22 protein-coding genes and 1 riboswitch are annotated in these 24738 nt (G+C 57.9%); of the genes, 14 read left to right on the forward strand and 8 right to left on the reverse strand.

Annotation, left to right across the window (positions count from 1 at the left end; genetic code table 11):
- Positions 1 to 42: 42 nt before the first annotated feature.
- Genes FPL19_RS08420 through FPL19_RS08430 form a run of 3 tightly spaced genes read left to right on the forward strand, consistent with a single transcriptional unit; the run spans position 43 to position 2523 of the window.
- Positions 43 to 1050, forward strand: a complete 1008-nt coding sequence (locus FPL19_RS08420; RefSeq protein WP_150911991.1) for a methionine ABC transporter ATP-binding protein — start codon at positions 43 to 45, stop codon at positions 1048 to 1050.
- On the forward strand, positions 1050 to 1724 hold the full coding sequence (locus FPL19_RS08425; RefSeq protein WP_150911992.1) for a methionine ABC transporter permease: 675 nt from the start codon (positions 1050 to 1052) through the stop codon (positions 1722 to 1724). Before FPL19_RS08420 ends, FPL19_RS08425 begins: the two co-directional genes overlap by 1 nt.
- Before the next feature lie 16 nt (positions 1725 to 1740).
- Positions 1741 to 2523: a MetQ/NlpA family ABC transporter substrate-binding protein gene (locus FPL19_RS08430; RefSeq protein WP_150911993.1), complete on the forward strand. Its 783-nt coding sequence runs from the start codon at positions 1741 to 1743 to the stop codon at positions 2521 to 2523.
- A gap of 73 nt (positions 2524 to 2596) precedes the next feature.
- On the opposite strand, the gene FPL19_RS08435 is transcribed toward FPL19_RS08430, so the two are convergent.
- Positions 2597 to 3250: a peroxiredoxin gene (locus FPL19_RS08435; RefSeq protein ID WP_150911994.1), complete on the reverse strand. Its 654-nt coding sequence runs from the start codon at positions 3248 to 3250 to the stop codon at positions 2597 to 2599.
- A 237-nt stretch (positions 3251 to 3487) separates the two neighbouring features.
- On the opposite strand from FPL19_RS08435, the gene FPL19_RS08440 reads away from it, so the two are divergent.
- The 3 genes from FPL19_RS08440 to fghA all read left to right on the forward strand — a co-directional run bounded on the left by FPL19_RS08440 (position 3488) and on the right by fghA (position 5811).
- The gene (locus FPL19_RS08440; protein ID WP_150911995.1) at positions 3488 to 4447 is read left to right on the forward strand and encodes an alpha/beta fold hydrolase; all 960 of its coding nucleotides are present in this window, start codon (positions 3488 to 3490) and stop codon (positions 4445 to 4447) included.
- Between the two features lie 65 nt (positions 4448 to 4512).
- Positions 4513 to 4932: a CBS domain-containing protein gene (locus FPL19_RS08445; RefSeq protein WP_150911996.1), complete on the forward strand. Its 420-nt coding sequence runs from the start codon at positions 4513 to 4515 to the stop codon at positions 4930 to 4932.
- 27 nt (positions 4933 to 4959) lie between these two features.
- Positions 4960 to 5811, forward strand: coding sequence for an S-formylglutathione hydrolase (gene fghA / locus FPL19_RS08450; protein ID WP_150911997.1), 852 nt, complete (start codon positions 4960 to 4962; stop codon positions 5809 to 5811).
- On the opposite strand, the gene FPL19_RS08455 is transcribed toward fghA, so the two are convergent.
- Positions 5808 to 6932 (reverse strand): HD-GYP domain-containing protein, encoded by a 1125-nt coding sequence (locus FPL19_RS08455; protein ID WP_150911998.1) that lies wholly within the window; start codon positions 6930 to 6932, stop codon positions 5808 to 5810. The two genes, fghA and FPL19_RS08455, sit on opposite strands and share 4 nt — an antisense overlap.
- A 291-nt stretch (positions 6933 to 7223) precedes the next feature.
- Here FPL19_RS08455 and FPL19_RS08460 point away from each other — a divergent pair, with 291 nt between their 5' ends.
- Positions 7224 to 8234 carry a GGDEF domain-containing protein gene (locus FPL19_RS08460; RefSeq protein WP_150911999.1) on the forward strand — a complete coding sequence of 337 codons (1011 nt, stop codon included), beginning with the start codon at positions 7224 to 7226 and terminating at the stop codon, positions 8232 to 8234.
- Here FPL19_RS08460 and FPL19_RS08465 read toward each other — a convergent pair.
- On the reverse strand, positions 8203 to 9603 hold the full coding sequence (locus FPL19_RS08465) for an MATE family efflux transporter (protein ID WP_150912000.1): 1401 nt from the start codon (positions 9601 to 9603) through the stop codon (positions 8203 to 8205). The genes FPL19_RS08460 and FPL19_RS08465 overlap by 32 nt on opposite strands.
- 163 nt (positions 9604 to 9766) lie before the next feature.
- Here FPL19_RS08465 and FPL19_RS08470 point away from each other — a divergent pair, with 163 nt between their 5' ends.
- Both FPL19_RS08470 and FPL19_RS08475 read left to right on the forward strand, forming a co-directional pair.
- Entirely contained in the window at positions 9767 to 10633 is an 867-nt protein-coding gene (locus FPL19_RS08470; RefSeq protein ID WP_150912001.1) for a DMT family transporter, read from the forward strand.
- Positions 10634 to 10699: 66 nt separating this feature from the next.
- Positions 10700 to 12091 carry a sodium-dependent transporter gene (locus FPL19_RS08475; protein ID WP_150912002.1) on the forward strand — a complete coding sequence of 464 codons (1392 nt, stop codon included), beginning with the start codon at positions 10700 to 10702 and terminating at the stop codon, positions 12089 to 12091.
- 39 nt (positions 12092 to 12130) lie between these two features.
- Here FPL19_RS08475 and FPL19_RS08480 read toward each other — a convergent pair whose 3' ends face one another.
- From FPL19_RS08480 to FPL19_RS08490, 3 genes are all read right to left on the reverse strand, one after another.
- A complete protein-coding gene (locus FPL19_RS08480; RefSeq protein ID WP_150912003.1) occupies positions 12131 to 13705 on the reverse strand; it encodes a methyl-accepting chemotaxis protein in 1575 nt (524 codons plus the stop codon).
- A 123-nt stretch (positions 13706 to 13828) separates the two neighbouring features.
- A complete protein-coding gene (locus tag FPL19_RS08485; protein ID WP_150912004.1) occupies positions 13829 to 14410 on the reverse strand; it encodes a hypothetical protein in 582 nt (193 codons plus the stop codon).
- Positions 14411 to 14528: 118 nt separating this feature from the next.
- Entirely contained in the window at positions 14529 to 15695 is a 1167-nt protein-coding gene (locus FPL19_RS08490) for an acyl-CoA dehydrogenase (RefSeq protein WP_150912005.1), read from the reverse strand.
- Between the two features lie 232 nt (positions 15696 to 15927).
- Between FPL19_RS08490 and FPL19_RS08495 the strand changes: the two genes are divergently transcribed.
- The 4 genes from FPL19_RS08495 (at position 15928) to msrB (ending at position 19747) form a co-directional block, all read left to right on the forward strand.
- Complete coding sequence (locus tag FPL19_RS08495) at positions 15928 to 16227, forward strand: pentapeptide MXKDX repeat protein (protein WP_150912006.1); 300 nt, start codon at positions 15928 to 15930, stop codon at positions 16225 to 16227.
- Complete coding sequence (locus FPL19_RS08500; protein ID WP_150912007.1) at positions 16224 to 16925, forward strand: response regulator transcription factor; 702 nt, start codon at positions 16224 to 16226, stop codon at positions 16923 to 16925. Before FPL19_RS08495 ends, FPL19_RS08500 begins: the two co-directional genes overlap by 4 nt.
- A 3-nt stretch (positions 16926 to 16928) precedes the next feature.
- Positions 16929 to 18437: a sensor histidine kinase gene (locus tag FPL19_RS08505; protein WP_150912008.1), complete on the forward strand. Its 1509-nt coding sequence runs from the start codon at positions 16929 to 16931 to the stop codon at positions 18435 to 18437.
- 125 nt (positions 18438 to 18562) lie between these two features.
- Positions 18563 to 19747, forward strand: coding sequence for a peptide-methionine (R)-S-oxide reductase MsrB (gene msrB / locus FPL19_RS08510; RefSeq protein WP_150912009.1), 1185 nt, complete (start codon positions 18563 to 18565; stop codon positions 19745 to 19747).
- 25 nt (positions 19748 to 19772) lie between these two features.
- Here msrB and FPL19_RS08515 read toward each other — a convergent pair whose 3' ends face one another.
- The gene (locus FPL19_RS08515) at positions 19773 to 20513 is read right to left on the reverse strand and encodes a 3'-5' exonuclease (protein ID WP_150912010.1); all 741 of its coding nucleotides are present in this window, start codon (positions 20511 to 20513) and stop codon (positions 19773 to 19775) included.
- The gene (locus FPL19_RS08520; RefSeq protein ID WP_150912011.1) at positions 20506 to 22377 is read right to left on the reverse strand and encodes a putative nucleotidyltransferase substrate binding domain-containing protein; all 1872 of its coding nucleotides are present in this window, start codon (positions 22375 to 22377) and stop codon (positions 20506 to 20508) included. The genes FPL19_RS08515 and FPL19_RS08520 overlap by 8 nt, the downstream gene beginning before the upstream one ends.
- A 145-nt stretch (positions 22378 to 22522) precedes the next feature.
- Positions 22523 to 22728, forward strand: a riboswitch (cobalamin riboswitch).
- Between the two features lie 181 nt (positions 22729 to 22909).
- Here FPL19_RS08520 and FPL19_RS08525 point away from each other — a divergent pair.
- The gene (locus FPL19_RS08525) at positions 22910 to 24721 is read left to right on the forward strand and encodes a TonB-dependent receptor domain-containing protein (RefSeq protein WP_150912012.1); all 1812 of its coding nucleotides are present in this window, start codon (positions 22910 to 22912) and stop codon (positions 24719 to 24721) included.
- Positions 24722 to 24738 lie beyond the last annotated feature (17 nt).

Below are 24738 nucleotides of genomic sequence, written 5' to 3' on the forward strand. Positions count from 1 at the left end.
CGGTTTTACCAATGACTTTCAAAGCATCGGCAGGGTTAACCCGTGATTGTTTTTGACCAGGTACAGAAGTCCTATCAGGTGAAAGAGCAGGCGATACCGGCCCTGCATCCGACCAGCCTGACCATCGATACCGGCGAGATCTTCGGCATTGTGGGTCACTCCGGTGCCGGCAAGTCCACCCTGGTGCGCCTGATCAATCTGCTCGAGCCGCCGACGGGCGGCCGCATTCTGATCGACGATGAGAACATCACAGGTTATAGCTCGTCGGAACTACGGGCGTTCCGACGCAAGGTCGGAATGATTTTCCAGCATTTCAATCTTCTGTCGTCTAAAACCGTGGCCGACAACATTGCCTTTCCCATGAAGCTGGCGGGCATTTATTCCCGGCAGGAAATCCGCGACCGTGTGGACGAACTGCTGAAACGGGTGAGCCTCGCTGACCAGGCCAACAAATACCCAACGCAGCTTTCCGGTGGCCAGAAGCAGCGGGTCGGCATTGCCCGGGCCCTGGCCTGCCGCCCCACCATCCTGCTGTGCGACGAGGCCACCAGCGCCCTGGACCCACAGACCACCCAGTCGGTGTTGCGGCTGCTGGCGGACATCAACAAGGAACTCGGGCTGACCATTGTGCTGATCACCCACGAAATGGACGTAGTGCGCCGGGTTTGCGACCGGGTTGCAGTGATGGACGCGGGCGAAGTGGTCGAAATGGGAAAAGTCAGTGATGTGTTCCTGCACCCCAAACACCCCACCACCCGGGATTTCGTGTTTGAAAGCGAGCACCTGGATCCAGAAGACATGGAGCGGGATCTGGAACACGCCAAGGGCCGCATCCTGCGGCTGACGTTCCGGGGCGAATCCACCTACACGCCGCTTTTGGGCAGTGTCGCCCGGGAGTCCGGGGTCGATTTCAGCATTCTTTCCGGCCGGATTGACCACATCAAGGACACACCCTACGGCCAGCTCACTTTGTCTCTGGTGGGCGGTGATCTGGGCGTCGCCATGGATGCGTTGAAAGCCGCCGATGTTCACGTGGAGGTGCTGCGCTGATGGAAGCCATACTGACGAGCCTGAACACCGTGGACTGGGGCCAGATTGGCTGGGCAAGCTGGGACACGCTGATCATGGTGGGTACCTCCCTGCTGTTCAGCGTGCTGATCGGCCTGCCAGTGGGTGTGCTGCTGTTCCTGTTCGGCAAGCGCCAGCTGCTGGAGCAGCCGGTGGCCTACGCGGTGCTGTCTTTTGTCGTAAACGTGCTGCGTTCAGTGCCGTTTATTATCCTGCTGATTGTGATGATCCCGTTTACCGTGATGCTGATCGGCACGTCGCTGGGCGTTGCCGGCGCCATCCCGCCCCTGGTCGCCGGTGGTGCCCCGTTTTTTGCCCGCCTGGTGGAAACCTCGATGCGGGAGGTGGACAGGGGCATTATCGAGGCCACCCAGGCCATGGGCGCCAACGTTCGGCAGATTGTTTTTGGCGCGCTGTTACCCGAAGCGTTACCCGGTCTCATCGCCGGAATAACCGTTACTGCCATTACGCTGGTTTCCTATGCCGCCATGTCCGGCGTTATCGGCGGCGGTGGCCTGGGCGATCTGGCTATTCGCTTCGGTTATCAACGATTCCAGACTGACGTGATGGTCATTACCGTCGCGCTGCTGGTGATTTTTGTACAGGTTTTACAGATGGTCGGTGATCGTCTGGTACTCCATTTCAGTCGGAAGTAAAACAGGAGAACAATCTATGAATCTCAAGAAAACACTGGCAGCGCTGGTCGCTGCGACCACAATGTCCGGTGCCGTTGCTGCCGAAGAGCTTTCGGTAGCAGCCACGCCGGTACCCCATGCCGAGATACTGGAGCATGTGAAGCCGATGTTGGCAGAGCAGGGTGTGGAACTGGATGTAAAGGTGTTCACTGACTATATCCAGCCCAATATCCAGGTCAGCCAGAAGAACATGGATGCCAACTTCTTCCAGCACCAGCCCTACCTGGACTCCTTCAATGAAGGCCGTGGCACCAGCCTGGTATCGGTGGTTGGCGTTCACGTTGAGCCTTTCGGAGCCTACTCAACCCGAATCAGTTCACTGGGTGAACTGCAGGATGGTGCCGTGGTTGCCATTCCCAACGACCCCACCAACGGCGGTCGCGCGCTTCTGCTGCTGCAGAAACACGGACTGATCACCCTGGAAGACAGCAGCAAGATCACGGCGACACCCCAGGATATTGCCAACAACCCGAAAAACCTGGAATTCAAGGAACTGGAAGCGGCGACCCTGCCGCGGATTCTGAACCAGGTGGATCTCGCGCTGATCAACACCAACTACGCGTTGGAAGCCGGCCTGAACCCCACCGAGGACGCGCTGGTTATCGAAGGGTCGGATTCTCCCTACGTCAATATTCTGGTGGCCCGTCCGGATAACAAGGACAGCGAGGCGATGCAGAAGCTGGAAGACGTACTCACCTCGGAGGCGGTCAGGGAATTCATTCTGAACCAGTATGAAGGGGCCGTTGTTCCGGCGTTCTGATCGCCTGAGCAGGGTTTCGCAGGCATAAAAAAACCGGGCATTTGCCCGGTTTTTTTTGGTTACCCAGTAACCGTTATTCGCCGCTCCAGTTAACGGAGGGATCGGGTGTCATCCGCAGGTAAGGCCTTACCGCTTTGTAGCCTTTCGGGAAGCGCTTGTTGATCTCTTCCTCGTCCTGCAGGGACGGCACGATCACCACGTCTTCGCCTTTCTCCCAGTTACCCGGGGTGGCCACCTTGTGGTTGTCGGTCATCTGCAGTGAATCAACCACCCTCAGCACTTCGTTGAAGTTCCGTCCGGTACTGGCCGGATAGGTAATCATCAAGCGAACTTTCTTGTTCGGGTCGATCACGAACAGCGAGCGAACCGTCAGGCTGCTATCCGCATTAGGGTGGATCATGTCATAAAGCTGAGAGACCTTCCGGTCCTCATCGGCAATGATCGGGAAGTTGACGGTGCAACCCTGGGTTTCGTTGATGTCTTCTATCCACTGTTTGTGGGAAGGAACGGCATCAACGCTCAAAGCAATCGCCTTCACATTCCGTTTGGCAAATTCGTCTTTCAGTTTGGCCGTCAGACCCAGTTCGGTGGTGCATACCGGCGTGAAGTCGGCCGGATGAGAGAAAAGAATGCCCCAGCCGTCGCCAAGCCAATCGTGAAAACGTATCGTGCCTTCGCTGGATTCCTGCTCGAAATCCGGTGCTGTATCGCCCAATCGTAAGGTCATAGTCTTTCCTCCTTATAACAATGTTCGATGCCGGCCTGATAACTTGCCGATCCATTTGTTCGTGTTCATATAACTATGGTGGCAGATGTTTGTAAAACCAAGGGGCGTGTCATCAGGTTTTACAGGACTCTTGTTCTGATTGTAGACCGACCTGTTGAGCTGTAAACAGCCGGCGCTGGTGTAAATCAGTAGTCTCTGGGTTAACCTGATGGTAACAGAGATCCGGAGTGACATTGCATGAGCCATGCGCAGAGAGAAACCGTAACCGGCACACTTGAACGGCAAGCCGGCACGGCAGAGCCGGAAGCCTTTTTTGTAGACGTCGGCGAGCTGGAATTCTGTGTGGAAACGCGCGGTGACCCCGGGGGTGAACCGGTCATATTCGTTATGGGGCTCGGCGCCCAGATGACGCTCTGGCCCGAGGCGCTGCTTGAGCACTACGTGCGGGAAGGTTACCGGGTTATCCGTTTCGACAACCGGGACATTGGCTTGTCGTCCCACCTGCGGAACCGCCTGAAAGGCAACCCTATGGCGGTCATGGCCAAGGCCCGCATGGGGCTTAATATCTCGGCGCCCTACACACTGCATGAGATGGCCGCGGACGTTTGTGGCGTGATGGATGCACTGGGGCTGGCCAGCGCACACCTGGTGGGTGTGTCCATGGGCGGCATGATTTCCCAACTGGTGGCTGCAACCTGGCCGGAACGGGTGCGTTCGGCAACCCTGATCATGACTTCCACCAACAGCCCCCGGCTGCCGATGCCCAAGCCCTCGCTGATTGTCCGGCTGGCAGGCGTTGGCAAGAAGGGTAGCGATGAGGAAACCGTCGTTGAGCGATCCATGGACTTCTGGAAGCTGATCCAGAGCCCCGGCTTTCCGGCCCGGGACGAGGATTTGCGAGAACGTATCACCTATAACTTCCGGCGCAGCTACAACCCGGCTGGTATTCTACGCCAGACCCGTGCGATTCTGGCCACCGGCAGCCTGTCTTCGGCCACGCGCCGTATCCGGCAGCCGGTGGCAGTGATCCATGGCCTGGCCGATCCGCTGGTGCGCCCGGCGGCGGCGAAACAGCTGGGCTATCTGATCCCCCATGCCCGCCTGGAACTGATTCACGGCATGGGTCACGATCTGCCAGAGCCCCTTTTGGGGCGTTTCGCTGAAATCAGTTTCGAAACCATGGACCGCGCAAGCTGAATCAAATGACCTATATTTAGAGTGAGCAGTACCGGAATCCGAACCCCGAGGGAGGGAGTCTGCCCATGCAATCGCTGAAAGCCTCTGATGTCATGTCAAACCACATCGAACCTGTTCGTTGTGGGACGCCGTTGACCAAAGTGGTCAAAACCCTGCTGCACAACCATATTTCCGGCTTGCCGGTGGTTGACGATCACCGACGGGTCATCGGCTTCATTTCCGAGCAGGATTGCATTCACGCCCTGCTGGTCAGTAATTACCATCGCGAGGGTGATCCGGTGGTGGACGATGTGATGTTTCGCAACCCGCTGACCATTTCCCCCGAGATGTCGGTGGTGGATCTGGCCCAGAATCTGGGGGCGGGCAAGCCCAAGGTGTATCCGGTGATTGATCACGGCAAGTTGATTGGCATCGTTACCCGCACCTCGATTCTGGCGGAGCTGGCAAAAGTCGGCTGTGGTATCGAAGTGCCAAAAACCGCTTAGCCATTTTCTGAACACAATGAGGTAACCATGGAACTGATTTCGACAAATGTCTGTTTCAACGGCGAACATCGGCGGTACCGGCACCGCTCGGCGGCGCTGGACTGTGAAATGGAGTTTGCCGTGTTTCTGCCGCCCGCTGCCATCGGCAGCGAATCACGCAAGGTTCCCGTGCTTTACTGGCTGTCTGGCCTGACCTGTACCGATCAGAATTTCATGCAGAAGGCAGGGGCCCTGAAGCGCGCCGCAGAGCTGGGAATGGCCATTGTGTGCCCTGATACCAGTCCGCGGGGCGTGAACCTGCCCGGCGAAGACGAAAGCTATGATTTTGGCAGTGGGGCGGGTTTCTACGTCAATGCCACCCAGCAACCCTGGGCCACTCACTACCGCATGTACGACTATGTGGTAAAGGAAATCCCGCAGGTGATTGAATCCAACCTGCCGGTCATGGAAACCCGTTCAATCAGCGGTCATTCCATGGGCGGACACGGTGCCTTGATCGCTGCGCTGAAGAATCCTGGCCACTATCAGTCGGTGTCAGCGTTTGCGCCGATATCCCATCCGTCAGTCTGCCCCTGGGGTCAGAAGGCCTTTGAAGGGTACCTGGGCAGTGATACCGCCACCTGGGCAGAATGGGATGCGACACTGCTGATTCCGACCGCAAAGGAGCGCCTTCCGCTGCTGATTGATCAGGGCACGGCCGACAATTTCCTGGAAGAACAGCTGTATCCGGAAGCGCTGGCAGACGCCTGTGAGAAGGTGCATCACCCGATCCACTTGCACATGCGCCGGGGCTACGATCACAGCTATTTCTTTATTGCTTCGTTTATCGACGAGCATCTGGACCACCACGCCCGGGCCCTTGGCCTGCTGCCCGGCTAGTGGAAGCCCCAGATCTGCCCGAAGTCCATGGAGGGCATCACTTCGGGCATTTCCACGTCAACAATACCGTATTCCAGCCTGCTGCAATCCCGCTCGAAGGTGCCGTTGTAACGGTTGCCCCTGGGACCAATGATTGCTCTGGCAAACGGGCCGCGGGTGCTTCTGGGCCGTGCAACAATTACCGCGATTTCCTCATTCTGTAATTTCACCAGGGTGCCCGGCGGGTAGTCGGTCAGCACCTTCAGCAGGGCTTTCGGGATGGCGGGCCGGAACACGCCGCTGCCTGCCAGGTTGGTGATCAGCTTGCGGGCTTCCGTCACCTTCATACGCCGCCGATAGGCCCGTCGCGTAATGCTTGCGACATAGCGTTCGGCCAACGCCAGGATTTCTGCTTCACCCCGGATTTCCGTGCCACTCAGGCCGAAGGGATAACCGTTGCCATTGGCTTGTTCATGGTGCTGTTCGATGATCTTCATCAACAGGGAATTGGTGATGCCTGCGTCCTTCAGTGCCTGGATGCTGCGCACCGGATGCTTGCGAATCACTGCACGCTGGTCTTCCGTCAGAACCTTGTTGGAGGCGTTCAGCTTGTCGGCGATCGGCACCAGGGCCAGGTTCGCAGTCAGCGCGGCGCCAATCAGAACCGCGGTGCGCTTTTCATCCAACCCGAACTGCCGCGCGGTAAACCGACAGAGAATGGCATAGAACAGGATCTGCTCATGGATCGTCGGCTCGATGGAATAGAGATGAACCAACGCCAGGCTGGCCTCCGGGGAAGCGTCGCACATCTGATCAATGATGCGACCCAGCCCCAGCAGTCTTTTCTGGGCACTCGGATCCTGATCAGTGACGGCTTTCAGGGCGGATTCCAGGGTGTGCAAAAGCACCGGGTATTCGGCAAACGGATTGAGTTCACGAACATCCTCGGGTGCTTCTTCGGGCGGGCGCTCGATCTTGCGGGGCAGAAACCGTCCACGCTCGAACAGTTGCTCAAGCTGGGCATCGTTATGAATCACATAGCCCTGGCGTAAAAGCACGTTGCCGTCGACGTCGTAGACTGTCCAGGGCAGGGGCTTTCCAATGGTGAGTGCGCCAGGCGCGATGCGGACAAGGTTCTCCACGCGATAGCTTCCTGCTGTTTTTTTTAATAATAGCCGAGTCTAACCGCTAAGCTGTTATTAACTCCATAGAATTCCAGTCAATCGATGCTCAAACATCTATTACAAATACCGCGGTTTTGTCCTTGCCATGATCTGATTGCAGGTGATTTGTAAAATCTGGTGGTAGCGCACCGAACCGCACTGGACTTTCGATATACTAGGGTGCATGCGGCGCAGACACCAGAACAAGGAATGGTCTGACGACTGAGGCTCCAACATGCAGTCGCCTCGAACATTGATCCGGACAACACTATGCTTTATCGATTAAAAACCGACCTACGGTTATCGATCATCACCCTGCTTGGCGTCAGCGGCCTGATTGGCATCACTCCGTTTGCGGTCATGCGCTTCCTGCAGGGCAATGTGCTTGCGGGCGCAGTAGACCTGGCGATCCTGTTGTCCATCTTTGGAGGCATGGTTTACGCCTGGGTGACCGGCGACACGGGCCGCAGCGGCTTATTCATGGCGGTCATATGTGCAGGTGGTGCTGTTGCCGTGGGTGCGATCGTGGGCGAGCCCGGGCTTTTCTGGATCTATCCGGTGCTGGTGACCAGCTTCTTTCTGACCGAGTCCCGTTACGCCATCGCCATCAACATTGCCGGGGTGATGGGGCTGATGGTCCACGGTGTGGCGTTCAGCTCGTCGGTGCAGATGTGGACCTTTGCCACCACCGCGGTTGTGGTCAGTTGCTGCGCCTATGCCTTTGCCCATCGCAACGAAAACCAGCGTGAGCGGCTGGAGCACCTGGCAACCGTAGACCCGCTGACGGGGGTTAAGAACCGCCGCTCAATGGATCAAGAACTGGCCGTTGCCGTGTCGGTATATGCCCGCAACGGCATTTCCCAGGGGCTGGTATTACTGGATATCGACCATTTCAAGAAAGTGAACGATGTGTACGGTCATAGTGTGGGCGACGAAGTGCTGAAAGAGCTCGTGTCGCTGGTACAGCAGAATATCCGGCGCTCTGACCAGGTATTCCGTTTCGGCGGAGAGGAATTCGTGCTGTTGATGCCTGGCGTTGATGAAGTGGGTCTGCGGGCGGTAATGCACAATCTTCAGGAAATTATACGCCGGTTCCTGAAACACCCCGGGGGATCGGTCACCGCCTCCTTCGGCGTTGCCGTGCTTCGGGCCGACGAAAGTCCCGAGGACTGGTTCTCCCGTGCAGACGCCGCCCTTTATACCGCCAAAGAGTCCGGACGCGACCAGGTGGTTTACGCGGACGAACTCGCTACGCCGGCTGCGCCTGTCCTGCCGGCCTGAACAGGAACAGGCGCGTACCCAGTAGCACACTGGCCGTGGCCAGTCCGCAGGTCAGCCCTACCCAGAAGCCTGGCGCGCCCATGGCCGGTACCAGCCAATCCCTGAAAGTCAGAACCCAGCCCAGCGTCAGCCCCACGCCCCAGAACGAAAAAAGCATGATGAACATGGGAATGCGTGTGTCCCGGTAGCCTCGCAGGGCGCTGATGCAGGTAACCTGTATCACGTCGGCAATCTGGAAAATGGCCGCAAACACCAGCAACTGAACCGCCACCGCCTGAACATCCGGGGCATTGGTGTAGAGCGCGGCAATTTCCCCAGAAAATACGAACAGCGCAACTGCAAAGAACAGCGCCACAGCCACGGCCAGAATGAGAGAACTGAGGGCGATCAGCCTTGCCGTATCGGGGCTTCGCGCGCCCAGCAGGAAGCTGACCCTTAGCGTTAGTGCCATACCGATGCTTAGCGGCAGCATGAACAGCAGTGAGACCACGTTCAGCGCAATCTGGTGGCCCGCGACGACGACCGGCCCCAGCGGTGCCAGAAACAGGGCAATCACCGAAAACAGGCTGGCTTCCACAAAGATGGTGAAACCGATGGGCACGCCCAGCCGCAGGATTTCCAGAATGCCCGGCCAGTCCGGCTTTGCCCAGTCCGCCCAAAGATGGAAACGGCGGTACACCGAGCTGCGATTGAGATAGATGACCAGGGCGGTGACCGCCACCGCGTTGGAGATCGAGGTGGCCCAGCCACAGCCCACGCCGCCCATGGCTGGCAGGCCGAACTTGCCGTAGATGAAGATGTAGTTCAGTGGCAGATTGATCAGCGTACCCAACACCGAAAACGCCATGATGACCCGGGTGTGGCCGAGCCCGTCTGTCAGCCCCCGCAGTGACATCATCACCAGCATGAAGGGAATGCCCCAGGCGAATGCATCCAGATAGCCCTGGGCAATGCGGGCGGTGTCGGCTTCCAGCCGGAGCAGATTGAGTACCGGGTAAACGTTGGTCAGCAGGGCGATCATGATCACCGAGCCGCCGGCCGCAATGTAAAGGCCCTGCCAGGTTGCTGGCATGACCTTTTCAAAAGATCGGGCGCCGTTGAAACCGGAAATGATCGGCTGCAGCGCACCCAGCAGGCCCATGAAAAACAGGAAAACGGGCATCCACAGGCTGCTACCGATGCCCACCGCAGCCAGGTCCTCGGCGCTGGCGTGGCCTGCCATAACGGTATCGATCACGCCATTGGCCATCTGGGCTACCTGGGCAATCAAAATCGGGCCGCCCAGAATGGCCAGCGTTCGCCACTCGGTCAGCGTGCGCTGGATCAGCGGCTGGCGGACTTCGGGTAACGGCTGGTGAGCTTCATCCATAGGGTTGCGGTTCAGACCAGAAAAGTGAAAAGGCAGCGTTCAGGAAGCGGGATGGTACCCTATTCCCGGCCGCCGGGGGCATAGGGTGTTTCCGTGGCACGGTATACAGGGGAATCCGGGAAGCGGTAAAGTGCGCGGCCTGACAATGCGGAGGTGGTCAAACGTGGGTCTTCTGGTCTTTGTAACGGTACTCTGGGCGTTTTCATTCAGCCTGATCGGCGAGTTTCTGGCCGGCCAGGTGGACAGTGATTTTGCCGTCCTGACACGGGTCGTGCTGGCCGCCCTGGTGTTCCTGCCACTTACACGCTGGCGGGGGGTTCCGGGTGGGCTGAAACTGGGGGTGCTGGTCACGGGCATGCTCCAGTTCGGTATCACCTATTTATGCCTTTACCGCTCGTTTGCCTACCTTAGCGTTCCCGAAGTGCTGCTGTTCACGATCTTTACGCCCCTGTATGTCACGCTGATTGACGATGCCTTTTACCGCCGGTTTTCCCCGGTGGCACTGATGGCCGCCGCGGTGGCAACTCTGGGGGCGGGTATCATCCGTTACGATGGCCTCAGTGGGGACTTCATTACCGGGTTTCTGCTGCTGCAGGTGGCCAATTTCACCTTTGCCGCAGGACAGGTGGGCTATAAACACACCATGCAGCACTTTCCGCTGGATCTGCCGGCCTATCGAACGTTCGGCTATTTCTTTTTCGGCGCGCTGATCATTGCCCTGCCTTCCTTCCTGATTTTCGGTGACGCTGAACGGCTGCCTTCGACCGCCCTGCAGTGGGGCGTTCTGTTCTGGCTGGGCCTGGCGGCTTCCGGTGTGGGGCTGTTCCTGTGGAACCGCGGTGCCTGCCATGTGGATGCGGGCACCCTGGCGATCATGAACAACGCCCTGGTGCCTGCCGGACTATTGGTCAATCTGTTAATCTGGAACCGCGATGCCGATCTGCTCCGTCTGGCTCTCGGCGGTGCAGTGATCGGTTTCTCGTTGTGGCTGAATGCCCGGTTTCACCCGAGGGCGCGCATCGCTGCCTAGCGGCTTGGCATTGGGGTTGCCTGCTGGCAGAATCGCGCCCCGCGATTCAAGGCACAGGACCCGACTATGACCAAACCGACCAAAACATACTCCACTCCGGCCCATCGTGGGCTCTGGTCGTCCCGGCTGGCCTTCATTCTGGCGGCGACCGGGTCGTCCGTCGGCCTGGGCAATATCTGGAAATTTCCCTACGTTACCGGCGAAAACGGCGGCGGTGCCTTCGTGCTGGTGTACCTGTTGTGTATAGCGATTATTGGCATCCCCATCATGATGGCGGAAGTGTTCATCGGTCGTAACGGTCGCCACAACCCCATCACCAGTTTCCGTCTGGTAGCTGCCAGAAACCTTGTATCCCCGGCCTGGCGCGTATCCGCGATTGTCGGCGTGCTGGCGGCGTTTATCATTCTGTCGTTTTATTCGATGATCGGCGGCTGGGCGGCTTCCTACGTTGGCCACGCGGCCATGGGGGATTTTAGCGGCCAGACTGCGGAGGCGATTGGCGAGCTGTTCAGCGCTCTGCTGGCCAGCCCGGTAACCCTGCTGATCTGGCACAGTGTGTTCATGGTGCTGGTGATATTCGTGGTGGCCCGGGGCCTTAAATCGGGGCTGGAGCGTGCGGTCACTATTCTGATGCCAGCGCTGTTTGGTCTGCTTCTGATTGCGGCGGCCTATGCGGCCACGACCGGTCACTTCGGCGAAGCCGTCTCATTCCTGTTCACGCCGGATTTCAGCGTGTTGACAATGGATGGTGTGCTGATTGCCCTGGGCCACGCGTTCTTCACGCTGAGCCTGGGCATGGCCGTGATGATGGCCTATGGCTCCTACCTGGGCGATGACATTTCCATCGGACGTACCGCCGTGACCGTTTCGATTATGGATACGGTGGTGGCATTGATGGCCGGGTTGGCGATTTTCCCGGTGGTGTTTGCCAATGGGCTGGAACCCAGTGCCGGCCCCGGCCTGATCTTTGAGACCCTGCCGCTGGCCTTCGGGCAGATGCCCATGGGCATTCTGTTTGGAACCCTGTTTTTCGTGCTGCTGGTGTTCGCCGCCTGGACCTCCGCGATTTCCCTGCTGGAGCCGGTGGTGGAATGGCTGGAAGACAAGCTGATATTCGGCCGCGTCGGCAGCACCGTGGTGGTGGGGCTAGGCTGCTGGGCGCTGGGTATTGTGTCTATCCTTTCCATGAACCTCTGGTCGGGCTTTGCGCCTCTGGGGATGTTCGAACGCTTCGAGGGCCAGACCATTTTTGGACTGCTCGACTTTTTCACCGCAAACGTGATGCTGCCGCTTTCAGGCCTGCTGACCGCGGTGTTTGTGGGCTGGTTCGTGGCAAAGGAATCGCTGGTGAAAGATCTGGCCCTGAAAGGCCCAACCTTCACACTCTGGTATAACCTGATCCGGTATGCCACGCCGGTGGCGGTGGCCGTTGTGTTTGCCTACAACCTGATGGCCTGAACAGGTTTCAAGGCCACCAGGTTGCGGGGATTTGGTTGATCAGATCTGGAAGCGTGCAATCTGCGTGCTGAGACCCTCGGCGAGTCTTGCCAGTTCCTCGCTGGCGGCCGAGACCTGCTCGGCAGAGGCAGCGGACTGATCGCCCCCGTCACGGATCTGGGTGATGTTCTGGTTGATGTCTTCCGCCACGGAAGTCTGTTGCTCGGCGGCGGTGGCAATCTGGCTGTTGTACTGGCGAATTTCCTCAACGGCTTCCGCCATTTCCTGAATCGCCGTACCGGCAGATTCCGCCCGCTCAAGGGTCTGTTCTGCCAGCCGGTTGCCGGTTTCCATGCTGGCCACCGAGGTTTCCGCACTGGTGACCAGGTTGCCAATCAACGATTCAATCTCGGTTGCCGAGCTCTGGGTGCGCTGGGCCAGTGAACGTACCTCGTCGGCCACCACCGCAAACCCGCGCCCCTGCTCACCGGCCCGGGCCGCTTCGATGGCGGCGTTCAGGGCCAGCAGGTTGGTCTGCTCGGCTACGGACTTGATGACGTCCAGTACGGTGCCAATGTTGTTGGTCTCCGCCTGCAGGCCGTTGAGCTGTTTCATCACCTCTGCGCTCTGTTTGTTCAGATCCGCGACAAAGGACAGGGTTTCCCTCACGGCTTTCTCGCCGCCGCCGGATTTTTCACTGGCGTGGTTGGCCGCCTGGAACGCGGCCTCGGCGCTCTTGGCGACGTCGTTGACCGTAGCCACCATTTCGTTCATGGCGGTGGCCACCTGGTCGGTCTGGCTTTGTTGTTCCGCGACGCTCTTGCTGGTCTGATTGGTAACGGTGGACAGCTCTTCGGAGGATGACGCAATGCTGGTCGCGCCGGTGTTGATTTCGCGCACCAGTTCGCCGAGGTTCGTCACCATGGTGGCGAAGGCCGCCTGCAACTGGCCAAACTCATCACCCCGGTCACTTTTTACCCGGACGGTCAGGTCACCGGAGGCCACTTTGTTGGCAATTTCCACGGTGTCGCGCACCGGCCCGGTGATACCGCGAGTGATGGCCAGGCCAATAATCGCCGCGAGTACGGCCATCACCACGGAAATGATAATCAGCAGATTCACCGCATTGTTGTACTGTTCTTCCATCCGGTTGACCTGAAGCTCCTGAAGCCCTTCGGCCAGGCCGACTATATCGCGCGCTGTTTGCTGCAGGTTTTCCTCGATGGCTTCGACCACCTCCGGGCTTTCATCGATCTGCGCCTGGAGCTTGCCAATCAGCCTGTTGTAATCCTTCACACCATCAATAATGCCCTGGGCCCTTTCGTCGTCCTCTGGCACCACCAGCATTTCCTTGAGCTCTTTGGCTTTTTCTGCCGCGTCAGAGGCCAGAGACCTTGCCTGATCGGCGTAAGTGGCCTCTTGACGGAGCTGGAAGTTCTTTTCTTCCAGTCTGGCATTCAGCAGGCTGCCTTCCGCACTGCTGGCGGCGGCAACAATCAGGGAGCGGTCGTAGTAAAGACTGAGAGTGTTTATTCCCAAAGCTGCAATCACGACCGCCAGAAGCACCACGAAGGTGAAGGCGGCCCCGAGTTTTTTGCCAATTGAGATATTGTTGAAGGTGTCTGCAATGGCCATTTTCTGTTCCCGATCCCTACCGATTTAAAGATTTATGTGCACCGACGTATTTAAGACGTCGCGTATACATCTTTAGCGGCCGGGTGGGATGAATCTTGATGAAATTTCTTCAGTTTATTTGGGTCACCTGTCCTCTTTGTCAGCCGTTGCAGAACGGAGTGCTTCCAGATGTGGCCGCACGGCCTGCTTGTCCGCCTCAGGCGCATTGGCCGCACTGTCCATTGCTGATCTGGCGCCTCCCATCATTTCACGCATCTGCTGTTTCTGCGCTTCGCTCATGTTGGGGTTGTTCTCGATTTCCGCCATGGCCCTTTCCATTTCCCGGTTCATCTGGCCGGCGTTCTTGCCCATCTCAATGGCGCTCCAGGCACGCAGGATCCGGTCTCCGGTCTGTCCCCATTGTTCAGGACTGGAAAAGCCATGCTGCTTAACCACACGGGCAAGGTCGTCATACATCGCATGGCCTTCCATCCGCTCCACCGATGACGAAAATATGCTCGACATATCGTCCATACCGAGATCACTTTCTTCGGTAGCCAGGTCGTCGGGCAGGGTGTCGTATTTGTCTTCCATGCCCTGAAGTGCTTCAAGGCTGTTGATAAAGGATCGGACCTTCTGGTCGGTCAATGCTTCTGCGTGCGCCGGAACCGCGGTGAATGCAAGCAGGCAGAAAAAGGTAAGCAGAATGGCATACAGTCGCTTCATGACAACGTCTCCTTGTGATTGGGACCTCCGGTTTCATCCGTTGATATGGATGAAAGTCCTTTAAAGATAGTTCGCTGTTTGTCTGCTGGCAAAAAGCTGGCTGGATGCTTCGCCGGGTCTAGGTGAAGGCCTGAAGGCCAGTCTGTCCTCGGCCAAGAATCAAAGCATGAATGTCGTGGGTGCCCTCGTAGGTGTTCACTGATTCCAGATTCATGACATGGCGAATCACATGATATTCGTCGGAAATACCGTTGCCGCCGTGCAGGTCCCGGGCGGTGCGGGCAATGTCCAGAGCCTTGCCGCAGTTGTTGCGTTTCAGCAGGGAAACCGCTTCCGGCGACGCGGTGCCAGCATCCATCATCCGGCCCAGTTGAAGGGTGCTTTGCAGGGCCAGGGTGATCTCCGTCTGCATGTCCACCAGCTTTTTCTGGACCAGCTGGTTGGCTGCCAGGGGCTTGCCGAACTGCTTTCTGTCCAGGGTGTACTGCCGGGCAGCGTGCCAGCAGAATTCCGCCGCCCCCAGCGAGCCCCAGCAGATGCCGTAGCGGGCCTTGTTCAGGCAGCTGAATGGCCCTTTCAGGCCTTCGACGTCCAGCCGGTTTTCTGCTGGCACAAACACCCCGTCCATGAAGATGGAGCCGGTTTCGGAGGCGCGCAGAGAGAATTTGCCGTCAATCCTGGGCGTTTCCAGCCCGTCCATGCCCCGCTCCAGAACAAACCCGGTGACGGTTCCGTCCAGTTTTGCCCAGACCACGAAAACATCGGCAATCGGGGCGTTGGTAATCCAGGTTTTTGCCCCGCTGACGAGATAGCCGCCGTCCACTGCTTTGGCGTGGGTGACCATGCTGCCCGGATCAGACCCGTGGTCAGGCTCGGTCAGACCAAAACTGCCCACCAGTTCGCCGGAAGCCAGTCTAGGCAGAAGCCGCTGTTTCAGCGCCTCCCCGGCAAAGGCGTGGATGGGATGGATAACGAGGGACGACTGCACACTGAGCGCAGAGCGATAGGCGGAATCCACCCGCTCCACCTCGCGGGCGATCAGGCCATAGCAGACGTGGCTGAGGCCGGGTCCACCGTAGGTTTCCGGCAGTGTGGCGCCAAGCATACCCAGACTGCCCATGTCGTTGAATATCTGCCGGTCGAAAGACCCCTCGCGGTTGGCTTGAAGAATGCCGGGCATAAGCCTCTTGTCGCAAAACGCCTTAATGCTGTCGCGGACTTGGCGCTCGTCGTCGGCCAACTGGCTTTCAAAACCCAGCAGATCATTCCAGGGTGAAGTGGTCATCGTTTTCTCCTGCCAGCAGGTGCCGGTGGTGTTGTTCGGGTGTGTTTGCCAGTTTAACGGCAGTGCAAGGCTTCTGCCATTTGAGAGCCGTGATGGAATTGTGATGTTTGCGGTATAGACTCTTTAGGCTGCCGTGACACCGCTGTGAGTGTCAGTGTTCATCATCGATTCCAGGCCTGCCAGATTGGCATGCCAGGCCCTCAGGGTTTCAGACAGATTGATGGAGAATAGAATGATGAATCTAAAGATGGTAGCGGCAGTCCTGATGCTTGGTCTGATGTCGGGTGTCACCCACGCCGACGAAATGGCCAAGGACGACGGCATGATGAAGCACGATGCAGAATCGTCCATGTCTGCTCACAAGATGAAAAAAGATGACATGTCCGGCGCCATGGGCGACGGTATGAAGGACAAAGGCATGATGAATGACGACATGCACGGAACTATGAAAAAGGAAGGCATGAAAAAGGACGGCATGCAGGGCAGCATGAAGGAAGACGGTATGATGAAAGAAGACAGCATGGCCAAATGACAAGAACGATTCTGATCATAGAAGATAATTCCAGCATCGGCGACCTGGTGCGAATGCAGGTTGCCGATCTGGGCATGACGCCTGTTCTGTGTGACCGGGGCGACACCGGGCTGGCCCGTTTCCGTGAAGGCGGCATTGATCTGGTGATTCTGGATCTGATGCTGCCGGGACTGGACGGGCTTTCGGTGTGTCGTGAGATTCGTGGCGGTGCCGGCTATGTACCCGTGCTGATGCTGACGGCCAAGAGCACGGAGCTGGACCGGGTGCTGGGGCTGGAAATGGGAGCGGACGATTATCTCACCAAGCCCTTCAGTGTTGCGGAGTTGTCTGCCCGCGTAAAAGCACTGTTCCGCAGGGTTGACGCCATGGCCGGGGCAAAAGAAAACCAGGATGAGGAAACCGAGCTGGTGGTGCCCGGTCTGAAAATGGATCCCGCCCGGCGACGGGTGTTTGTCCGGGATGAGGAAGTGGAACTGACCGCCCGGGAATTCGACCTGCTTTGGCATTTCGCCAGTCAGCCGGGGCGCGTGTTCAGCCGGGTGCAGTTGCTGGACAAGGTGTGGGGTTACAACCACGAGGGCTACGAGCACACGGTAAACACCCACATCAACCGGTTGCGTGGCAAAATCGAAACCGACCCCGCCCAGCCGGAATTCATCGAAACGGTCTGGGGTGTGGGCTATCGCTTCCGGGAGTAGTCCATGCTGAAAACCCTCTACACCCGCCTTGCGCTGGGGCTGTTTCTGCTACTGTTGCTGGTTGGTCTGCTCTACGCCTTTATTACCATCTATTCCCTGAAAGAATACAACGCCTCGGTAAACCAGGAGATTCATCGCGATCTGGCCAGCAACCTGGTGGCGGATCGCAACCTGGTGAGCGGCGGCGAACTGGACCGAAGCGCGCTGAAAGAGCTTTTCTCGCTCTATATGACGATCAACCCCAGTATCGAGATCTACTTGCTGGATCTCGACGGCACTATCCTTTCGTACTCGGCGGAGCCGGGAAAGATCAAACGCAACAGGGTTTCGCTGGCGCCTGTCCGCAGGCTGCTTGCGGACATGGGGGAATATCCGGTGCTGGGGGACGACCCCCGCAGTCACCAGCGTCAAAAGGTATTTTCGGTGACCCCGGTACCTTCGGCCGACAAGCCCGAGGGCTATCTGTATGTGGTACTGCGGGGTGAAGAATACGATGCCGCGGAAACCATGGCCCGGGGCGGCCAACTGATCGGGCTCAGCGCCTGGGCTCTGCTGATCAGCCTGGTGGTGGTGATGATTGCGGGGCTGGTGGTATTCAGGCTGCTGACCCGGCGGCTGACCCTGCTGACCGGGCTGGTAGAAGACTTCGAGGCCGGTGACATGAGCCAGCGCCCGGAGAAGACCTGGCTCAGCCAGCGACCGGTGGTGAAGGACGAGATCGACTATCTGGGGGCGACCTTTGACGAAATGGCCCGGCGTATCGCCAGCCAGATTGACCAGCTCAAAGACAAGGACGCCCAGCGTCGTCAGCTTGTGGCTCAGGTGTCCCACGATCTACGCACGCCCCTGGCTTCCATGCAGGGGTACATCGAGACGCTGAAGCTGCGCCGTGACCGTCTGAGTGATGAAGAGCAGGCGCGTTTTCTGCAGATAGCCCTGCAGGAGGGTCAGCGACTGAGCCGACTGGTGGATGAACTTTTTGAACTGGCTGCCCTCGAAGCAAGAGAGAAACAGCCGATGCCGGAGCCTTTTCCGCTGGCCGAGCTGGTGCACGATGTGGTTCACAAGCACAGCCCTGAGGCTGGCAAAAAATCTGTGGCTTTGCAGGTCACTGGCAATCCGCAGATTCCGCTGGCCTTTGCGGATCTGGCCATGACCGAGCGGGTGCTGGACAACCTGATCGGTAATGCCATTACCTATACCCCGGAGGGTGGGCGGATCACCATCGGCTTCGCTGATGCCGATGGCCTGCCGGAGGTCTGTGTCCGCGACAGCGGCCCTGGCATTCCGGCGCAGGATCTGCCTCATATATTTGAGCCCTTCTACCGGGGCCAGGGCACGGGTGAAGCGGGCCACGCAGGGCTGGGGCTGGCCATAGCGCGGCGAATAATGAGCCTTCAGGGCGGAAACATCCGTGCCGAGAACGCCGACGAAGGCGGCGCCTGCTTCTGTATCCGGCTACCGGTATCGGGCACTACGGATGCATCCGGAATGATCCCTCCGGCGTTATAGAAACGTAATTAATGCAAGAAGCTGTTGTGACACGTTTGATGCAGACTAAACAATCAGTACAGCTCAGGCTGTTTAGTCAGTAAAGCTCAGGCTGTTCACAGGTATACAACGCAAGAGGTCTGGTTATGAAACGCTATCTGTTATTGGGCACCCTGGCAGCCATCATTGGGCTGACCGGATTGCAGGTGGGTGCCGCTGATGAGGCGGACACCGAATATGCTCCGAAAGATCCGAGCCTGGAAGTGGCTACCTTTGCCGGTGGCTGCTTCTGGTGTGTGGAAGAGGCATTTGAACAAAAGGCGCCCGGGGTGGTTGAAGCCGTGTCGGGTTACGCCGGTGGTGAAGAAGCCAATCCCACTTACCAGCAGGTAGCCGGTGGCCAGACCGGGCACACCGAAGCGGTGCAGGTCTATTACGACCCCACCAAGATCACCTATGAAGGCCTGCTGCAGACACTGTGGCGTACTGCCAACCCTACTGATACCAAGGGCCAGTATGTTGACCGTGGGCGACAGTATCGTCCAGCGATCTTCTACCACAACCAGGAAGAAAAGCGGCTGGCCGAAGAGTCCGTAGCTCAGCTGGAGGCCTCAGGCCGTTACGACAAGCCGGTGGCCATTGAGATCGTGCCGTTTGAAAAATTCTACCCAGCAGAGAAGTACCACCAGGACTACTACAAGAAAAATCCGGTGCGGTACAACGTTTATACCTTCAATTCAGGTCGCTATCAGTTCATTGAAAAGGTCTGGGGTGACGATCAGAAAGTGGATTACTCCAAGTACCGCCCCGAGACTGATATGAAATCCCAGTCTTCGATGGGTTCTCAGTCCTCCAGCAATGACAGTCAGGGCTTCAACCCTGAGACCTTCACCATGCCCGACAAGAAAGCTCTGAAGAAGATGCTGTCGGACATGGAGTACTACGTCACCCAGGAAGACGGCACAGAGCCTGCCTATGACAATCAGTACTACGACAACAAACGACCGGGTCTGTATGTCGACGTGGTTTCTGGCGAGCCGCTCTTCTCATCGGCAGACAAGTACAAATCCAACACCGGCTGGCCGAGTTTCACCAAGCCGATCGAGCCCGATATGGTGGTGGAAAAGGAAGATAATTCTTTCTTTATGTCCCGCACCGAGATTCGCAGCCGCTATGCGGATTCGCACCTGGGCCACGTGTTCAATGACGGTCCGGCACCGACCGGCCTGCGCTATTGCATGAACTCGGCCGCACTGGATTTCATTCCCCTGGAGGAGATGGAAGAGCGTGGGTACGGCGAGTATATCGATGATGTGAAAGGGAACAGCTAAGGCCCGGACACCTTAGAGTCAGAGATTAGAGCCAGAGATCGCCGATCGGGGTCTCTGGCGAAAAGTGGTGCCGGATTTGGGCCATCAGCAATTCCGCCGTCGCCAAGGCGTCCACCAGAGCGTTGTGGGACGGGTAGTGGGGCAACCGGTATCGGACGCGGCTGTCAGAAAGGCGGATGGATACCGGTTTCCTGCCTCTCAGTTTCTGCAGCAGCGTCGGCTGACGATTCGGATTCAGAAAGGCCTCGATCGCCATGGTATCAAGCAGCGGAAAGTCGATACCTTCGCCGGTGCGCCAGTGGACCGCCACATTCATAAAAGGCCGTTCGATGGCCCGGTAATGAACCACGGGAATCCGGCCTTTCAGGCTGTCCAGAACCTCCTCAAGTACCTCGTCCAGGTCAGGCGCCTTATCGATGTCACTGTGGGTGATACCGTGAATGGTGACCGAAGTCTGATGTAGAGGAAGCGGCGGTTTTACCAGCCAATGCCTGGCGCCTGACAGCTGGATATGATTCAGGTCGAACGGTACAACCCCGATACTGACGATGGAATTGTGGTTCGGGTCCAGACCGGTGGTCTCGAAATCCACCGCCACCATCGGCACCTCTTCCATGGGTGTGTCCGCGGACACACATCCCGCCTCATAGAACCGCTTCAGGCGCTGGTCTTTTGCCTCCTGGGCAAGAGTTTCGAAGCGTGCCGGCCAGTCAGAGGCGGCTTTTTGCCCATCGGTTTCATTCGTGGTGTCTATCCCTTCAGACATTGCGAACCGCCCCCGCGTTGTAGCGGAACCGCAGGAACTTCTGAGCCTGGCTGAGCACCTGAAACGCGTCTTTCAGGTGGCTGCGTTCGAAGGGTGACAGATCTTCCGGGCGCACATTGTTATCGGGCTCCTTGCCTGCCTCGATAGCCAGCGCCTGATGGCGGATACGCACAATGGCGATGAACTCGAAGGCATCCCTCAGGTTGCCGACTCCATCCTCGGGAATCAGCTCGGTATCGCCGATCGCCTTGAGCCGGTTGAAGGTGTTCTGGGCTTTGGAGCCGCAGGCCAAGGCGTGGATGCGTATCAGATCCGACATGGGCGCCGTGCCCCGGCGTTTCAGGTTGAACGTCTTGTTGTGCTGGCCGTCCTCTTCCATCACAAACTGACGGAAAAACCCCAGCGGTGGGGTGCGGCCAAGGGCGTTACGGGCCATCATGGCGAGGAACCGCGGGTTCTTGCTGGCTCGGCTGGCAACGAATCCCTGCAACTCATCGGTGAACCCGGTTTCCCCGTGGATGCCATCCAGATCGAAGAAAATGTTGCTGTTCAGCAGCGCTTCTGCCTTGGGGTTATCGATCCAGTCCGCGAAGTAGTCCTTCCACACTTTCAGCGGCTGACGCCACTTGTTATTGGTGGCCATGATGTCGCCGGTGCAGTAGCTGTACCCGCATTCGGCCAGGCCGTCACTGACAAACTTCGCCAGGGCCTTGAAGTACTCGTCATGCTCTTCCGGGACAAACTCATCCGACAGCACCATGGCGTTGTCCTGGTCGGTCACTACCAGCTGTTCGTCCCGGGCCATTGAACCCAGTGCCATGAAGCAGTAGGGCACCGGCGGCGGCCCCAGCTTCTCCTCGCCCAACTCCAGCAGGCGCTGGCTGAAACTGCGTCCGATGCCGGCGATAGCGCTGCCAATCATGTGGGAGTTGGCATCCTCGTTTACCATTCGAACGAAGGTGTCCGGCACGTCTTTACTCAGGCGCTTCAGGCCTTTGACGTCCTTCTGGTGGTAAATGTTGCTGACCAGATAGAGACTGTTCTGGGATTCGTGTTTGATGATATCGGACAGGGCAATCACACCGCGCACGGTATCACCGTCCATTACCGGCAGATGGTGCACGTTGTTGTGCAGCATGGTCAGCATGGCTTCGAAAATAAACGCCGTGGATTTGGTGGTGGTGATGCCGGTACTCATGATTTCACTGATGGGTGTTTCCGATGGCAGGGCCTTGCTCAAGGCCCGGGTGCGCAGATCCCGATCCGTCACGATGCCGCAAAGCACGGGTTTGTCGCCGCTTTCGTCCATCAGTGGCAGGGCCGACACACCCTGCTCAGTCATGATCCGGGCCGCTTCCTGAAGCCGAACCGTGTTGGGCGCGGTGACCGCTGCCCGGCCGATCAGGCGGGTGACCCGGGCGGTCATCAGCTGGTTGGATTTTTCACGCCGGGAAACGGCCGACCTTAGCCGGGATCTGTCCTCAATCTCGACAAAATCCGTGAACTCATCGTTCTCGCAGAGATACTGGAACAGCTCAAAGGGAATAAGGTAAACCAGCGTATCTTCAATGGCCCGGGCCGGAAATCGGACAGTGCGATTCATCATCAGCCCGAACTGCCCGAAGATCTCACCCTCGGTTACCCGGTTATAGAGCTCACCGGAGCGGCGGAAGATCTCCACCGCGCCGCTGCGGATGTAATAGAGGTAGTTATTGTTCTGACCGAATTCGAGAATGTCGGTGCCTGCGCGGAAATAGGACACTTCGATACCGGAGACCACCCGATCGAGCATTTCCTCTGGCAGGTCATCAAATGGTGCGTGCTGCATCATGTGATTACGGATGTCGATCAGCTCGGCCTGCATGGCATTGTTCCTTTTTGCACCGGTTCAGCGTTAGGCATGATTCTGCCAATATAGCAGTGGTGCGGGGTGGGGTTCCATCCAGTGGGCTCTTACCCCAAGGTTGACGCCGCCAAAATCAATTGACCAGCCACAGAGCGGTTGGTAGCCTTTGCGCTCGTTTTCAGGTGCTGCCGTGCAAAGCTGCTCGGGAGTGAAACGGGAAGCCGGTGTAAATCCGGCGCTGCCCCCGCAACGGTAAATGAGTTAAAAGCGATCGAATGCGCCACTGTGCCGAAGCATGGGAAGGCGATCGCCCAGGGTTCCACTCGCCCGCTCACAAGCCCGGAGACCGGCCTGTTGACACACCAGACGCTGCGGAGGGCAGCGGAGGTGGGTGAACCGGCCTGTCGTCTGCATTTTTGCATCTGCCACCCTCCGCCCGCCTTCCCGAGACGTTTTTTGGCCCTGTTAGGGCAAATTCATAGTCTTCTCCTCTCGCAGCAGCCTTGAATCGACCACGCGGGTGCGTGTGGTTCTGCAGTGAGTAAGAATTATGAATGTTTACAGACCCCTTGCCTGTCTTCTGTGGGCTGGCGCCTCGATTTCAGTCTTCAGTCTTCCCTCAGCCCTTGCCGATGAGTCGGACCAGGCGGCAGAGCTTGATCCGATCGTCGTGACGGCGACTCTGGGGCCCAGAACTGTGGGCGAAAGCCTTTCCTCTGTTACGGTTATTTCTGCAGAAGATATCCGTGAACAGCAACCGAAAGAATTTTCTGAATTGCTTGAGTCGCAACCGGGAGTTTCTGTGTCCGGTAACGGTTCCTTCGGCAAACAGACAAGCGTTTTTATGCGCGGACAGGCGTCTGACGCCACAGTGCTGCTGGTAGATGGTGTTCGTATCCGCTCGGCCACGGTCGGCGGGCCGGCCTGGCAGTATCTCCCGCCACAGCTGCTGAAGCGTGTAGAGATTGTTCGTGGTGGTCGCAGTAGCCTCTACGGCGCTGATGCGGTGGGCGGCGTTGTCCAGGCATTTACGACGCCTCGGGAGCGCGGGGAAAGCGGTTGGGTGGAAGCAGGTGGCGGCAATCTGGACACCCAACAATACGGCGCAGGGTTTTCATCGGTGACCGATCAAACCAGCGTCAATATTGCTGCCAACTATTTCCGGACCGACGGCGCCCCGGTTATTGAGGGTGGAGAAGACAAGGGATACGACAACATGTCCGGGGTCGCCAGCGCCAGGCATGAGTTCAGTAACGGTGTTGAGGTTGGTTTCAGTTCCCTCAGCGCCGTGGGTAATTCAGAGTATGAAGGTGGTGACCAGGATTTCAGGTTCCAGACGGTTGGCGGCGGCATTGAGGTGCCGATAACCAGTCACTGGCGCTCCTCTTTGCATTTGTCTGAAGCCCGCGATGAGTTGGAAGTATTCAGCTCGTTTCCCGGTGTTTTTGATACTCGGACTCGTAATTCGCGACTGGAGAACTGGCTGACAGCTGGTACCCATGAGTTTGTGCTGGGCGCAGAATATACGGTGGACCAGGTCGAAAGCACGACGGCCTACGAGGAAAGCAGCCGCTCCAATGAAGCCTATTTTGGCCAGGCACTGCTCAATTTCGGTCCTGCTGACCTGCATTTGAGCCTTCGCAACGATGACAATGAAGCCTACGGCAATCAGACAACCTGGGGCGTAGGTGTTGGGTATGCCCTGAGCGCCAACTATCGGGTCCGCGCCAACACGGGCACCTCTTTCAAGGCGCCTTCGTTTAACGACCTTTATTTTCCGGGTTTCGGAGATCCGACCCTGGAGCCGGAGGAGGCCATTAGTTACGAGGCGGGCATTGAAGGCCGATATGACCAGTGGTTCTGGGACCTGGCCGTTTACCAGAGCGACGTTGAGGATCTTTCGCTGCCTTCTCAGAATCAAGCAGGCAGCGTGCCTGAAGCCAGGCTACGTGGCGTTGAGCTAAGCAGTGGCTGGGAAAACAATGGCTGGTCTCTGAGGGCCGCAGTGTCGGTGGGCAACTTCGAGAACAAGGAGACAAGCCGTCAGCTTGCCCGCCGTGCAGAACGCACTGCGAGACTGGGCCTGGACAAACAGCTGGGCACCTGGGGTTTCGGCACCACTGTTCGTGCTGAAAGCCACCGCTACGATGATGTATTCGGTGTTGGCCGTCAGCGGATACCTGGTTACGGGGTCTGGGACCTGCGTGTCAGTAAAGAATTTGCAAAGGACTGGCATGCCTATCTGACCGTGGATAACGTACTGGATAACAAATACGCTACTGTAAAGGATTTCAACAACAACGACTTTATTGTTGCCGGGCGCACGGCGTTTCTTTCGGTACGATATGAATTTGCACGGTGATACCAGAGGGTGTTCCT

This window comes from Marinobacter halotolerans, assembly GCF_008795985.1.
In the GTDB taxonomy this organism is placed as follows: Bacteria; Pseudomonadota; Gammaproteobacteria; order Pseudomonadales; family Oleiphilaceae; genus Marinobacter; species Marinobacter halotolerans.

What these genes read in the sequence shown, in the direction of transcription:
- FPL19_RS08425 (WP_150911992.1), top strand. Translation starts at nt 1,050, where the DNA reads ATGGAAGCCATACTGACGAGCCTGAACACCGTGGACTGGGGCCAGATT.
- FPL19_RS08430 (WP_150911993.1), top strand. Translation starts at nt 1,741, where the DNA reads ATGAATCTCAAGAAAACACTGGCAGCGCTGGTCGCTGCGACCACAATG.
- FPL19_RS08435 (WP_150911994.1), bottom strand. Translation starts at nt 3,250, where the DNA reads ATGACCTTACGATTGGGCGATACAGCACCGGATTTCGAGCAGGAATCC.
- FPL19_RS08440 (WP_150911995.1), top strand. Translation starts at nt 3,488, where the DNA reads ATGAGCCATGCGCAGAGAGAAACCGTAACCGGCACACTTGAACGGCAA.
- FPL19_RS08445 (WP_150911996.1), top strand. Translation starts at nt 4,513, where the DNA reads ATGCAATCGCTGAAAGCCTCTGATGTCATGTCAAACCACATCGAACCT.
- fghA (WP_150911997.1), top strand. Translation starts at nt 4,960, where the DNA reads ATGGAACTGATTTCGACAAATGTCTGTTTCAACGGCGAACATCGGCGG.
- FPL19_RS08460 (WP_150911999.1), top strand. Translation starts at nt 7,224, where the DNA reads ATGCTTTATCGATTAAAAACCGACCTACGGTTATCGATCATCACCCTG.
- FPL19_RS08465 (WP_150912000.1), bottom strand. Translation starts at nt 9,603, where the DNA reads ATGGATGAAGCTCACCAGCCGTTACCCGAAGTCCGCCAGCCGCTGATC.
- FPL19_RS08475 (WP_150912002.1), top strand. Translation starts at nt 10,700, where the DNA reads ATGACCAAACCGACCAAAACATACTCCACTCCGGCCCATCGTGGGCTC.
- FPL19_RS08480 (WP_150912003.1), bottom strand. Translation starts at nt 13,705, where the DNA reads ATGGCCATTGCAGACACCTTCAACAATATCTCAATTGGCAAAAAACTC.
- FPL19_RS08485 (WP_150912004.1), bottom strand. Translation starts at nt 14,410, where the DNA reads ATGAAGCGACTGTATGCCATTCTGCTTACCTTTTTCTGCCTGCTTGCA.
- FPL19_RS08490 (WP_150912005.1), bottom strand. Translation starts at nt 15,695, where the DNA reads ATGACCACTTCACCCTGGAATGATCTGCTGGGTTTTGAAAGCCAGTTG.
- FPL19_RS08495 (WP_150912006.1), top strand. Translation starts at nt 15,928, where the DNA reads ATGATGAATCTAAAGATGGTAGCGGCAGTCCTGATGCTTGGTCTGATG.
- FPL19_RS08500 (WP_150912007.1), top strand. Translation starts at nt 16,224, where the DNA reads ATGACAAGAACGATTCTGATCATAGAAGATAATTCCAGCATCGGCGAC.
- FPL19_RS08505 (WP_150912008.1), top strand. Translation starts at nt 16,929, where the DNA reads ATGCTGAAAACCCTCTACACCCGCCTTGCGCTGGGGCTGTTTCTGCTA.
- msrB (WP_150912009.1), top strand. Translation starts at nt 18,563, where the DNA reads ATGAAACGCTATCTGTTATTGGGCACCCTGGCAGCCATCATTGGGCTG.
- FPL19_RS08515 (WP_150912010.1), bottom strand. Translation starts at nt 20,513, where the DNA reads ATGTCTGAAGGGATAGACACCACGAATGAAACCGATGGGCAAAAAGCC.
- FPL19_RS08520 (WP_150912011.1), bottom strand. Translation starts at nt 22,377, where the DNA reads ATGCAGGCCGAGCTGATCGACATCCGTAATCACATGATGCAGCACGCA.
- FPL19_RS08525 (WP_150912012.1), top strand. Translation starts at nt 22,910, where the DNA reads ATGAATGTTTACAGACCCCTTGCCTGTCTTCTGTGGGCTGGCGCCTCG.